Source organism: Bacteroides mucinivorans, assembly GCF_034654355.2.
In the GTDB taxonomy this organism is placed as follows: domain Bacteria; phylum Bacteroidota; class Bacteroidia; order Bacteroidales; family Bacteroidaceae; genus Bacteroides; species Bacteroides nordii.
In genome coordinates this window covers 1,925,649-1,939,708 of sequence record NZ_CP178179.1, presented here as the reverse complement: position 1 = coordinate 1,939,708, position 14,060 = coordinate 1,925,649, and the positions used below count along the sequence as shown (strand labels likewise).

The following is a 14,060-nucleotide window of genomic DNA, read 5'->3' as shown; positions in this document are numbered from 1 at the left end:
GATGAGTGATTAGTGATGAGTGATTAACGATTAGTGATGAGTAATGAGTGGTTAGTGGGCTGCGCTATAATCCGCATGGCACTAATCACTTATCACTAACCACTTATCACTAACCACTCATCACTAATTACTCATTACTAATAATTGATTCCATATTTTTCCAACCTCCGGTAGAGGGCAGCCCGGCTAATACCTAAGGCGGTAGCTACCTGACTGAGGTTCCCTTTACAACGTTCCAGAGTCTGCAAAATAGTCTGACGTTCTATTTCATCCAGTGTCATTCCGGAAAGCGAAGCACCCGTTGCCTTCGGATCATCCTGACGAAGATATTGTGCATCAAAATCCGAAGCATCAAGAATAGCTTTTCCACTGACCAGTATGGTTCGTTCCACCAGATTTTTTAGTTCACGGATGTTCCCCGGAAAGGGCAAACGGCTGAGAAACTGAAGTGCATCAGCAGAAAATTCAGTACGGGGCAAATTATTAACTTCGGCCTGGCGATCGGCAAAATGACGGGCAAGTAACGGAATATCTCCCCTCCTTTCACGCAAAGCCGGAAGTTTAACTGTTATAAGATTGATACGATAGAATAAATCTTCACGGAAAGTATGTTCACTTACCATCTTACGCAAATCGGCATTGGTGGCAGATACCACCCGGATATCAGTCTTACGGGGACGGCTGTCACCCAAAACTTCAAACGTCTGGTCTTGCAGGACACGAAGCAACTTCACCTGGCAAGAAGGGTCCAGATCTCCTATTTCATCCAAAAATATAGTACCTTTGTTTGCCATTTCAAAACGCCCGATACGATCAGCACTGGCATCAGTAAATGCGCCTTTCTTATGCCCAAACATCTCACTTTCAAACAAGCTTTGAGAAATTCCACCCAAATTTACCTTGATAAATGGCTGTTTGGCACGTTGGCTATTTATATGAATAGCTTCGGCTATTAATTCTTTCCCCGTTCCACTTTCTCCGGTAATCAGAACAGAAGCATTGGTACGGGCAATACGGGCAATGGTATTCAAAACATCTGTTAACTCCTGACTCTTACCGATGATATGGTCGCGTTTCAAAGCATCACTCTGTTCTTGTGGTACTTCTGCAGGTGTAGCAGTCAGTTCCAAAGCTGTTTCAATGCGTTGCAACAAGGCAGCATTATTCCAGGGCTTTGTTATAAAATCAAAAGCTCCTGCCTGCATTCCCTGCACTGCCAATTGAATACTTCCCCATGCGGTCATCAGAATAACCGGAACATCAGGACGGAATATTTTCACTTGTCTGAGCAAAGTCAACCCCTCTTCGCCTGTTGTGGAAAGCGTAAAATTCATATCCATCAGAATAAGGGCGGGAGCTTCAGAACGTACTACATCCATAGCTTCACGAGGTCCGGGAACTGTTTGCACCTGATAGCCGGCACGTTTTAACATAAAACTGAGAGAGGAACGAACGGCACTGTCGTCATCAATGATCAATATCATAAGCGTGTGTTTTTATGATCGCAAAATTAATAATAATATAGCAAATAGTTATTAATAAGCGCATGATAAATGATAAACAGCACGCAATATTACAGCACAGTCTACTAATCACTTATCACTCTACCCATTAATCACTATTTTTTCACTACCTCTTCAAAGTCTGCTTCCAGTTCCGTATCCCTCTCGAAGTCCCACAGCGTAAGGCTGCGAATCTGATAGAAGTAAGACCAATAATTATACAGTTCTGATATATGTTTCTGCCGTGCCTGATCCTTTGAATTCTGCGCATCATTCAAGTCGAGTGTATTGATCTTACCTATCAGAAAAGTCTCAATACTGGTTTTATAACGCTGCTGAGCAATAATATCGGCCTCTTTGGCTATGCTTAGCTGTTGTGCCTGATTATTGAAATGCTCCACAAGCAAGAAGATATCCTGATTAAAGTTCATCTGTTCCTGACGAATTTTGGAAAGTACCACTTCACGATTACTCTTTGCCACACGTACCTTACCACGACGCTTTCCCCAATCCAGAATAGGAATCTTCACACCCACTTTCACTATCTGGTTATCGAGCAGATGATTGTAGGCAGAGGCAAACTCTTTGTCAAGCCCTGTATAGCCTACACTGGCAAAAAGGTCTACACTACGCAGATCGCCACGTGCGGTAGCTACCGCATAGTCCGATTCAAGCTGCCGACGACGAATATTCTGTGCAAAAGAGTTACGTTCCAAAGCTTTGCTAAGCACTTCGTTATATTCCATTCGTATGTCCGGTGCCGATTCGGGAACCACTGGTTCCAGCTTTTCATCCTCATCCATTCCCAGAAAAGCGCGAAGCTGGAACATATTGGCATTCAGATTACTCACTGCTTCTGTAGTAGCAGCCTTGGCATTCAGAGCAGAAAGTTTCAGTTGTAACAACTCATTTTCTGATATCTGCCCCATCTCACGCTTAGCTCCGGCTACCTTATATAAATGTTCGGCATTCAGCTCATTCTGCCGGGCAGTAGCCAACGTTTCCTTTGCCAACAGCAACTGAAAAAAGTAAGTAATGGTTTTACGCGTCACATCTTCCGTGGCAGAGATAAAAGCAGCCTTTGCCTCTTCATAGCGTACGGGTTCTATACGACGGTCCCACTTCAGCTTATTCACGCCAAAAACAGGTTGGGTCAGTTCCAGATTGATCGGTACGGACATGAACTGTTCTTTCCCGTTTCCCCCGAACTGCCTGATATAATCCAATGAAGTTGAGAGAGAAAGTTTACCACCTGTCAGCCATATATTCTGATCAATAGACAAGTCTCCGGATAGTTCCAGGTAGTTGTTACGGACAAACCCGTAAGTACCATCCGAATTTTGATAAGAGCTGTACGATTTTTTATAGTTTGGCAATGTCCCTGTTAGATTCACTTCGGGTAGAAGATCAGCACGAAAAGTACGATATTCCCAATAAGCTGTTTTCAGTTCATTCAAGGCCACCGCCGCATCTACGGATTGAGTACGTGCCAAGGCAATAGCCTCATTAAGAGTTATTTCCCGTTCATTCTGTGCCGTAAGTATTTGCGAAAAGGCAAAAGTCGCTAAAACAAGCAGTATATTCTTCTTTTTCATAAAAGTATTATTTTCTACAATTTAAGAAGTCCAAACGGCGTGCCAAAAAGATAAGTAACTAATTCTCCGATAATTAATACATTCGGTAAGTGTCCGAAAACGAACACTTTGTACACAAATGAACGTCTTTAACATCGTTTACTCACAAACATCCGGGATGCGTACAGTAAAACGTGTTCCCTTTCCTACTTCAGACGTAACACGGATCGTTCCATTAAGCCGCATCACGATTGTCTGACAAATACTAAGCCCTAATCCGGCTCCCTGCGTGAAATTATCCACTTTATAGAAACGTTCGAAAATATGATCCAATCCATCCTGAGAAATTCCCTTACCGGTGTCTTCCACAAATAAAGAGGTATAGCCGGGTTCATCTTCAGTATATCCCACTGTAATAGATCCGCTTGTTGTGAACTTAGCAGCATTGTTTATAAGATTATTCACTACCTGCTGCAAGCGTACATTATCTGTCACCATATACTTCTTACTACCTGCCGGGATATCAAGTTTAAGTTCTACCCCCGATGGCATGTTCAACTGCTGGGAGTCATGTACGTTCTTCAACAGCAAAGGAAGACTATGACGGGCAAACTGGAAGTCCATCGTCCCCGACTCAATACGAGACAAGTCAAGAATATCATTAATTAATGCCAACAACAGACTACAGTTCTTATTGATTGTAGTAATAAACTGGGAAACCTCTTCTTCTGTGAAAGCACTTGTATCACTCAACAAGTCGGAGAAACCGACAATAGCATTCAAAGGCGTACGAATTTCGTGACTCATATTGGCTAGGAAGGCAGACTTTAACTTATCAGCCTGCAATGCCTTATCGCGGGCTATGGTCAACTCTTCCTCTGTACTTTTATAACGTTGAATACTCTGACAAACACCAAGAATACTATAAGGCTCATCTGATGTCAGTCCACTAAGCACGGAAGTACGATATTCCCACCACTCGTAATGCCCATCTGCATTACGCTGACGGAAACTCATCCGGGTATTCTGATGTACTCCTGTAAGGGCAGCATCAAATAGAGAACGTATGTGTTCCAACTCTTCCGGATGCACCATCTTTTCCATATTCTCACGCGTAATAGTAGTTGCCGATTCATCAAAACCAAATTGCCGGAGGAATCCTAACGGAAAAGTAAAAATGTTAGTACGAATATTAAATTGCCACGGATAGATAGAACTATCCTCTATTGCCAGGTCAAAAAAGCGTTTCCGCATCTCTTCATCAGATACATTGTGGCAGGAAAGGGCAACGCCGGTAATCTCTCCACGTGAATGAATAGGAACCATCTCTCCGGAAATCGGAAAGTAATTGCCACTATGTACTTCCTGCATAAAAGAGTTGGAAGGAATTATACAACTTTTGCCTTCTGCAATCACCTCTTTCAGCATGTCATGCAATACATCTTTACCCTTAGAATATATTTTGAAGATAGAACCAGCTGGCAGTCCTTCGTAAGGCCGGACAGTAACATCCACCGGAAGATGCAACATACGTAGCAAAGAGAGATTAGTGAAATGAATACGAAAATCAGTATCATACGTTATTACTCCCTCGCGAATAGAATGGAAAATATTATCAAATTCATCACGCTGGGCCACCAAACGGTTTTGTACCAAAAGACGGGTTTGTGCATGCATTCTCCGGCGTGCCTCCCGTCGATTAGCACGTATCAGCCAAACAACAATAAATACCAATAGCCCAAGTATGGAAGCATAAAGCAAAATGAAAAAGAATTTATACTTCTCCCAATGGGGCTCATTAAGTATAATCCCCGGCTTCACCCGATCTTTTGCCACATGAAAAAAATCGAGTTGCTTATAATCATAATAAAAATCAATCGGGCTTTCAGTAATCCCTAAATCTGTCGGAGAAGTTCCTTTCAGCACTTTAGCTGCCCTCACACCTACCATCCGCGAAGAAGCATACGGATCAGCATCATAAGCACAAAAAACTCCGTTAGTCAACGCCAGGCTCTGGCAGGAAAAAAAAGGCGCTTTAGAGTTCTTGCCGATAAATGCCATAAAAGGAGACCATTTAGGTACTACCACAATACGCCCGTGGCTATTACGCGGGTAACATACAGAAGAGATAATACTATTTGTAGTTCCGGTTTGTACATTGTAAGTCTGCAATTTATAATCAGGATGACGCTTTACAAACTGTCCCCACTCATTCATAAAATCTTCTTTTCCTTTCAAACTTAAAAAGCTGTTATCATTCACACAAACAACCTCTTTACGTTCGGGAAATACCTTATTGGCCTGTTCCAGTAAAAGAAAAAAATCGGGATTGGAAGTGAAACCGCAAATATTAGGTAAAGTAGCCATAAGAGCTTCATCCGGATATTTGATACCGTAAAAAACAACCGGAATCTGACGTGGCAAAGAATCACCACAAGCAAACAATGTATGAAAAGCCTCATCACCAGACGTCACAATTAAGTCTACACCACGTCCTCTTGCCCGTTCGCAAATACGGCTCATAATAACTTTTTCTGAACTATATGCCCAGTAATCGGCATCCAGATATTCGGTGATAATATTAATCTTCAGTTTCTCTTCACCAAAGCCATCACGAAGTCCACGGGTCAGTTCACTATGCCAGGGAGTCTGATTAGTATAAGACTGTATAAAAAGGACATTATAATTCTGTTCAGCAGCAGTTATCGGTAGAAATACTGTAAATAACAGGAACAAAAGTGTGTTATAAAATCGTTGAGTCATAGAATTAAATACTGCGTTGTTTCACGATTGTGCGCACAAATATACGCTATTATCTTGAAAGCAACGCAGATATATAATTTAATTTTCACTCTTCATGCAAAGCTTCTGCCGGTTGAATACCCATTGCTTGCCGGGCAGGGAGCCAGACAGCAATAAATACGGTAATAGCCAACAAGATATAGGTAACAAATGTACCTGCCAGAAAGCGAAGTAACGTAAACTCTACAGGATAGTTGGAAACAACTTCCGCAAAGCCCAAATTAGCTCCCACTATTATTGCCGGAATAAATGCCAGAGTCAACAAAATCAGTCCTTCACCCAGAAGAAGTTTACGCAGACTTACCCTGGTACTGCCTAATGCTACACGCAACCCCAGTTCCGCACGGCGTTGTTGGGTACGGAACCAAAAAGTACCCAGCACAGCAAGAAAAGCATTCATTAAAAAGAATACAGCCACTGAAAGATAGGTATACAAATCATTGCGAGGCTCTTTCAACTGTATATTTCTATAATCACTCATCGGGCGCATATCTCCAAGATAGAAATTTCCTATCATCAATTGTTCACGCATCTCTTTACGAAACTTACGAATAAAATCTTCTCCGTCGGAATCAGGACGTACCCGGATGTAAACACCTAAATAAGGAGCATCCAGATAATAGAAAGGATATTTTTTTGTGTAAATCAACGGAATATAAGTAGCCGACTGATGAGCGGTAAACTCATTGTACTTTTGGCTTTCACATACAGCCGCTATACGTACACTGTCTCCGTTTAAGTTATTCTTTACCCATTCGCCCACAGCAGGACGATCCGGAAAAAGTCTCCGGGCCAGATTATCCGTTATAATAATATCCGTAAAATTTGCCTTACCCGACAGTTGCTCCGGAGAACTCCCATCTGCTCCTTTCACTCCGAATACCCGGAAATAATCCGAACTAACGCCACGCATGTAACTATTACAGGTAATTGTATCATGCACAAGTGAAGCTGTTTGGTTCATCCAGACATAGTGTTTATGCATGTTTGTATAGCAAACAGATTCCACCGCCGGATGATGTTCCAAGCGGTCTATGAATGCATAGAAATCATCTGTAGCATTCTTTGTATGAAGACTGTCCGGAAGAAATTTTGCACTTTCAGGAGTAAGTACACCAATATTGAGAGCATATACATTGTGCCAGTTGAATCCCAAAGGACGGGTTTGATTAACGGTAATAACATAAACGTAATCTACCGCATACCACATGCAAGTGGAAATAACAAACAACCCGGCTATCAACCATCCATTATGCCGCCGGTTGTTCCATATTATTGTAAAGATGTGCTTGAACATATTGATTACCTTTCATTTAATGCATTGACAATGGTTGTACGAGCCACACGCTCTGCCGGAATCCCTGCAGAAAGTAAGTTGAGAACCAGACAGAAAAGAAGTGCCACAAAGAATATCCACGGACTTATCATGGAAGCATTCATTGTTGCCGTTCCACCATCCGACAACTCAGATGCCAACAACCAGTCTGCCAGTAGCCAAAGAGCAAAATAAGAGAACAACAATCCTACTAATCCTCCGATCAGCGTAAGTAGCAAATTCTCGGTAAGAACTTGCCAGAGCAATCCCGAACGGGTAGCCCCGAAAGCTTTACGTACTCCAATCTCCGAAAGACGTTTACGCATCCGGCTCTGTGTCAGTCCTGACAAATTAATGGCGGGAACAAGCAGAATGACAATCACAATAATGATATAGCGGATTATGACCTCCTGCCCCGGAACACCACCATTTGCATACTTATGAAGCATCTGAACGAAAAAAGTATCAGGTTGTCCCAATAAATCCAGTTGCATTTCCTGATCATTGCTGTTCAGCTTAGCCAGGTTCACGTCTACTTCCTTGAGTATCTCAGGAAAATCGGCAGAGGAATGTGCCAGAATAAAACACTGAAAACCGCCTGTATGTCCTTTTGTCCATCCCGAAAGATCAATGTGGCTAATATCACTATTAGTAGTATAAGGTACCCATATTTCAGAATAACTCTGCTCAGCAAACTTACTCACATCACGTACTACCCCGCAAATGGTGAACTCTACAAAATTTAGTTCCAGACAACGTCCCACAGCTTCTTCTACTCCACCAAACAAGCGGCGGGCTACACTTTCGCATATTACGGCTTGTTTCAATCCGGACTTAAAAGCAGCCTCATCATAGGGTTTTCCGGCAAGAAACCCAAATTCAAATACACGCCAGAAGGCAGCATCGGTATAAAGTGACTGACAATTAATCTCCTCGCCCCCACCCGGAACAGCAGCCAACATACGCCCATATTCACAAATAGCTGTTACAGCTTCTGCGGTTGTCAGCGGATAAAATAGTTGTTGTATATCATAGAGAGATACCCGGCTATAATTGCGTGCATCTTTATTCTCTTTTTCATAAACACTGGACCATTTCACATACAACGTACGGTTACGGTTTGTTTCCGGTTCATAATTTGTTGTCTTAGCGTGCAACAAAATGATAATCACCATCACCACTGAAATAGCAAGTGCCGTACCGGCAATACTGATTGCAGAGAGCAGCTTATTCTCCAGCAGCAAATGAAAGGCTTGTTTGAAATGTTGTTTAAACATGAAATAATTTACGATTAGACGATTTACGATTAAACAATTGGGATTACTTTCAGTTATGGGGGGGGGGGGAGAAAACCAGACGATTGAACGATTTACTCAGTAACTTCAATCGTAAATTGTCAATCGTCTAATCGTAAATCCCTTTATTCTTCCCTCAGTGCCTCTGCCGGCTGTATCTTCATCGCTTTACGTGCCGGAATACCAATACCTGTCACAATCATTAAGGTAATGAGAACAAATGTAAGAACTGTGGTAATTATGAAACGCCCGGTTTCAAGGGTAGTACCATTCATCCATGAGTTCAGTTCGGCATGTGCTAAATTCCAGTCGATAACAATGGCAGGTACAGTAGCTATCACAAGCAGCAGCAATCCTTCTGTCAGCAAACGATTAAAGATTGTACGGTTTGTTCCTCCCAATGCCTTGTGCAGAGCAATCTCACTCCGGCGTTGTTGCGTACGGAACCAGAAGGTACCCAACAATCCCAAAAAGATATTCAGTAGCAGAAAAACCATGCCGAAAACATAATTACGCAACTCATTCATAGAGTTCTGTTCAAAATTGCGGCGAATGTCTGCAAAAGAGCGAATATCGGCAATGAAAACATTTCCCACACGTAACTGCTTCTCACTGTCAGCTTTAAGGCGATTGACAAAGTCTACATCCTGATTTTCCTTCACACGTATACATACTTCTAAATGAGTATCATACCAACTCCTCGATAACTGATAAAGCATACAGTAGGAGAACAAAGCCTGATCGTGATCCGAGTAGCGTATCGGTTTCAAAGAAGCAGCCAGATTGTAAGTTTTCGTAGTATCACCCCACAAATAAAACTGTTTACCTACCAATGAGGTTAATTTAATATTATATTTTCTCTCATACAGATTATCAGATGCCAGAAAGTTCTCTTTAGTCAGCATTTCTGCCAATTGCTCCGGTGTTTCTCCGCGTGTCCCCTCATAGCGGAATACCCGCAGGAAATCCGGAGTTACCAGACGACGCACTACATATCCATAGGATTGAAGTGTATCATACCTTATATCACTGCCGCTATTGCTTCCATTATAAGGATAAGAATTCTGGGACAAACTTACAGCTTCTACCTCCGGACGACGGGCGATACGGTTCACCAACTCTTCTATTTCATCGGCAATCAATGTGTCATTCGGAATAAAGTCAGGACTTTTATCTGTAAGTCCGCCCATGCTTACGAGATAGCAATGAGAGATGTCGAACCCATGCGGCTCGTTGTACACACGATACTGAACATAGATATAATCCACAACATACCACATCACCACACTTACCAATAGTAACTCTGTAGCTATCCAAAGATTGGAATGCCACTCATTTTTTATCTGTGTAAATAGTTTTTTATTCATCATTCATTCGGTTTAATGAGTTCTACCTCCCAAAGCATTTACAATACTGGTACGCGACGCTTTCCATGCCGGCAGGCCGGTACTCAGGAAGTTAAGTATAAAGCAGAAAAGCAATGCATACATAAATGTAGAAGGTTGTAGCAGGATAGAGGCATTTACTTCGGGTGGATTGAGCGTAGCACTATAGTCCTGAAACAGAAAACTGTTTCCCAGATAGGCAAACAATACACTGAAAAGTAAACCTACCAGACCGGCAAACAGGGTTACTATCAAGTTCTCCATTACAATCTGCCCCATCATCTCCGTACGTGTACTTCCAAAAGCACGACGTACACCAATCTCAGAAACACGCTGACGCAAACGGCTCTGAGTCATACTACTCAGGTTAATGGCAGGCACCAACAGCAGGATAACGAAAATAGTAATTCGCTGTCGGCGGGCAGCCTTTACATCAGGCTCCCAGTTGGCAGCAAAAGCTATAGCCTGCTTCTCCTGATCGTACGGACGATTGCGATAAATTAACTCATAACCACTTTCGGCCAACAAATGATTATACTGCTGCTGCATTTTCTTAACCTCTTCACGAATGCGCTCAAAGTCGTCCCGGCTTTGTGCCAGAATCGTTACACTCATCATTCCCATATGACTATCACTCCATGTATCTTTGGCCAAATCTGTCGAAGTATAAGGGATCCACACTTGTCCGTATGAAGAACTTGCCAAAGTAGAAACATCTTTCACTATCCCCACTACTTTATAGGGAGCATGATTTAAAAGAAATTCATATCCAACGGATTCAGTTGTACCAAACAGAGCACGGGAAACACTCTCTGTCAACACTGCCACAGGCCGGCCGGAATCAAAAGTAGCCTGGTCATAAGGTTTACCGGCAACAAATGCAAAATCGAACACCTGCCAGAAAGTATTGTCAGTCTGTCGTAAGTCAATACTAACGGCAGGACTACCCGGCACAGAAACGGGAGTAGTTATTGCCGCACAACAATAAACAGTAACTGCCTCAGGGGTGGTAAGTGACTTAAAGCAAGCTTTTGCAGTTTGTTCGCTCATAGGCCCGTTGCTGGTACCGTCTCCCCACTCCTTGTTACCGATACTCATAAAAGCAAAGTGCAGGAAACGATCTCTGTTGCTTTCCGGAGAAAAAGGAGCTACCTTCACCTGCTGAATCATCACCACCAGCATTATGAGGAAAATAGCAAGCGCCGTACCCAGTACACTGACCAGACTTATAATAGGTTGCTGGCGCAATTGTGCCAACGCTTGTTTGAAATATAGTTTAATCATCTTGAAGATATTTACGATTAGACAAATTAGAATATTTACTAAATCTCCTTATCTTTTACTCTCCTGTTTCCAGATTCCGGGTATTTACCCCACCAATACCGTCTTTCGTAATTTTAGCAGTTTTGGCATATCCGGACAAAGTCATATGCCCTACACCATCAGCATTGGCTATGAGGTTAACGCAGTTTACATGCACATTCACCTTTCCTACTCCTTCAAGACGGGCACGAAGAGTTTTGCATTCCAGATCGGCTATATTTATAGAACCAACACCAGTCATATTCAACTCCAGATTCTTCAGTTTTAGTTTCTTCTCGCAGCGGAAAGAGCCAACACCCTCAACGTCAACGCGAGACAAGTCCGGAGCAGAGATATAATACTTTAACTTCTTTGAATCGTTATTTTTTTGCTTATAACTGAGGACGAGCTTACCATCCTTTGCTGTAACAGTAACCTTCTTCACATACTCCTCGGGGCCTTCAACGCGTAGAGAGTAATCATCCGACTGGGTAAAAAAGATATCGCCCACTGCCTGCAGGCGGATGGAAGAGAAGTCGGCAACCGCTTCATTGCGGATCACTTTTTTATTAGACTGTGCCCGTAAAGGAGAAAAAAGAATCCCCAGCATGAGTGCGATAGTAAATATGGATAGACTTGTTTTCATTGTCGTATATGATTTCTTTAAGTTATAAAAAGTAAGAATGCTGAATATTTAGTTAGGTCTCAATATCATTATAATGCCTATTGCACTTGTCGGCCGTCAAAGAAGCGAACCGTACGGGAAGTCTGTTTAGCCTGTTCTTCATTATGAGTAACCATCACAATGGTGCGTCCATCTTCTTTGTTGAGACGATGAAGAAGTTCCATGACTTCAGCTCCCATCTTTGAGTCCAGGTTACCGGTAGGCTCATCCGCAAGAATAATCTCTGGATTGCCGATTATAGCACGGGCTACAGCTACCCGCTGACACTGACCGCCGGAAAGTTGCGTAGGAAAATGGTTCATACGATGACTCAGCCCCACTTTCTCGAGCACTTCCTTTGCCAAGCGTTTACGCTCGCTACCGTTGACGCGGCGATAAAGCAACGGAAGCTCCACATTATCCAGTACATTCAACGAGTTTATCAAATGGAAAGACTGAAAAACAAACCCAAGGGTCTTGTTACGAAATGCCGCCAGCTCTTTATCCTTCATCCCTTCTGTATGAGTACCGTTAATTTCAATCGTACCGGTAGAAGGCGTATCAAGTAACCCCATAATGTTCAGCAGTGTAGATTTTCCACATCCGGAAGGTCCCATAATGCTAAGAAACTCACCACGGGCCACGGTCAGATTCACGTTTTCAAGGGCTACCGTTTCAATCTCATTCGTACGATAGATTTTGGAAAGAGAAGTCAATGTTATCATAACTTAAGTATTTAATGGTATTAATTATTTCGCATTTTATCGGTGAAATATAGTCAAATCGTGTGCCAAAGAAGTAAATCACTTATTTCCTGATGATTAAACAAAAACTCTATTGTCCGAAAATGAACACTTTGCCCAAAGACGAACTATCAGGAGATACAAAAGTGAACATAAAAACAGACGGGGTGTCTGTCATAAAATTGATCCAAATCAAAAACGTTCAGGCGGAACTATACCCTGACATTTTTTGTTTTACCTTTGCAGCCGGTAAAAGAAAATTAAGGTATTAGGTAAGGTTTTGTATGAAGAAGAGTCTGATTGCTTTGGCGTTCGGTACCTTAGGATTGGGTATCGCCGAGTTTGTAATGATGGGTATTCTGCCCGATGTGGCAAAGGATTTAAATATCAGTATTCCTGCGGCGGGACATTTCATTTCTGCTTATGCATTGGGAGTCTGCGTGGGTGCCCCTATCCTGACTCTTGCCCGGAAACATCCCTTGAAACGTATTCTGCTTGTACTCGTTGCACTAATTATGCTTGGCAATATTTGTGCAGCAATGGCTCCTAATTATTGGGTATTATTGTTGGCTCGCTTCATCTCCGGACTGCCACACGGGGCGTATTTCGGAGTAGGCTCCATCGTAGCCGAGAAAGTTGCCGACAAAGGAAAAGGTTCGGAAGCCGTATCTATTATGATTGCCGGAATGACCATTGCCAACCTATTCGGCGTTCCTTTGGGAACTTCTCTGAGTACGATGCTCTCATGGCGTTTCACCTTTCTTTTAGTAGGTGTATGGGGAGTTGTTATCCTTTATTACATATGGCGTTGGGTGCCCAATGTAGAAGGACTGAAAGATACCGGTTTCAAAGGGCAATTCCGTTTTCTCAAAACTCCTGCCCCCTGGCTGATACTTGGTGCTACGGCTTTAGGAAACGGTGGAGTATTCTGCTGGTACAGCTACATCAATCCTATGCTGACCAATGTTTCCGGATTCTCCGCAGAAAGTATCACCCCATTAATGATCCTTGCCGGATTCGGTATGGTAATGGGGAATCTGATTAGCGGGCGTCTTTCCGACCGCTACACACCTGGAAAAGTGGGAATGGCTGCACAGGCGCTTATCTGTATCATGTTGCTTTTAATCTTCTTCTTCTCCCCGTACAATTGGCTGGCCGTCATCCTGATGTGCCTTTGTACAGCGGGATTATTTGCTGTTTCCAGTCCGGAACAGGTATTGATAATCCGCGTAGCCAAAGGTGGAGAGATGCTGGGAGCAGCCAGCGTACAAATAGCCTTCAATCTCGGTAATGCCATCGGTGCTTATGCAGGGGGACTGGTTGTAAGCAATGGCTACCGTTATCCGGCATTGGCCGGCGTACCGTTCGCCCTTATCGGCTTTACGTTATTCTTCATCTTCTATAAAAAGTATCAACCGAAATATATTTAACACTCCTGCACAACCTGAGAATCAATATTCCGGCAAAAATCTTCCGGT

The 14,060-nt window shown here is 42.8% G+C and carries 10 protein-coding genes; 1 reads left to right on the top strand and 9 read right to left on the bottom strand.

All coding sequences use genetic code 11. From position 1 onward, the window contains the following. Positions 1-137: 137 nt before the first annotated feature. From VCM39_RS06805 to VCM39_RS06765, 9 genes are all read right to left on the bottom strand, one after another. The gene (locus VCM39_RS06805) at positions 138-1,484 is read right to left on the bottom strand and encodes a sigma-54 dependent transcriptional regulator (protein WP_322933804.1); all 1,347 of its coding nucleotides are present in this window, start codon (positions 1,482-1,484) and stop codon (positions 138-140) included. 134 nt (positions 1,485-1,618) lie between these two features. Further along, complete coding sequence (locus tag VCM39_RS06800; protein ID WP_221651419.1) at positions 1,619-3,097, bottom strand: TolC family protein; 1,479 nt, start codon at positions 3,095-3,097, stop codon at positions 1,619-1,621. Positions 3,098-3,235: 138 nt separating this feature from the next. Next, positions 3,236-5,839 carry an ATP-binding protein gene (locus VCM39_RS06795; protein WP_322933803.1) on the bottom strand — a complete coding sequence of 868 codons (2,604 nt, stop codon included), beginning with the start codon at positions 5,837-5,839 and terminating at the stop codon, positions 3,236-3,238. 85 nt (positions 5,840-5,924) lie between these two features. Continuing rightward, complete coding sequence (locus VCM39_RS06790; protein WP_322933802.1) at positions 5,925-7,175, bottom strand: ABC transporter permease; 1,251 nt, start codon at positions 7,173-7,175, stop codon at positions 5,925-5,927. 5 nt (positions 7,176-7,180) lie between these two features. Next, complete coding sequence (locus VCM39_RS06785) at positions 7,181-8,470, bottom strand: ABC transporter permease (protein ID WP_221651416.1); 1,290 nt, start codon at positions 8,468-8,470, stop codon at positions 7,181-7,183. A 143-nt stretch (positions 8,471-8,613) separates the two neighbouring features. Beyond that, positions 8,614-9,855 (bottom strand): ABC transporter permease, encoded by a 1,242-nt coding sequence (locus VCM39_RS06780; protein WP_323674030.1) that lies wholly within the window; start codon positions 9,853-9,855, stop codon positions 8,614-8,616. Between the two features lie 12 nt (positions 9,856-9,867). Then, a complete protein-coding gene (locus tag VCM39_RS06775) occupies positions 9,868-11,157 on the bottom strand; it encodes an ABC transporter permease (RefSeq protein WP_322933800.1) in 1,290 nt (429 codons plus the stop codon). Between the two features lie 55 nt (positions 11,158-11,212). Beyond that, positions 11,213-11,821: a GIN domain-containing protein gene (locus VCM39_RS06770; RefSeq protein WP_289293735.1), complete on the bottom strand. Its 609-nt coding sequence runs from the start codon at positions 11,819-11,821 to the stop codon at positions 11,213-11,215. 77 nt (positions 11,822-11,898) lie between these two features. Continuing rightward, complete coding sequence (locus VCM39_RS06765; RefSeq protein ID WP_256142695.1) at positions 11,899-12,564, bottom strand: ABC transporter ATP-binding protein; 666 nt, start codon at positions 12,562-12,564, stop codon at positions 11,899-11,901. A gap of 302 nt (positions 12,565-12,866) precedes the next feature. Between VCM39_RS06765 and araJ the strand changes: the two genes are divergently transcribed. After that, the gene (gene araJ / locus VCM39_RS06760; RefSeq protein WP_221651413.1) at positions 12,867-14,012 is read left to right on the top strand and encodes an MFS transporter AraJ; all 1,146 of its coding nucleotides are present in this window, start codon (positions 12,867-12,869) and stop codon (positions 14,010-14,012) included. The last annotated feature ends 48 nt before the right edge of the window (positions 14,013-14,060 follow it).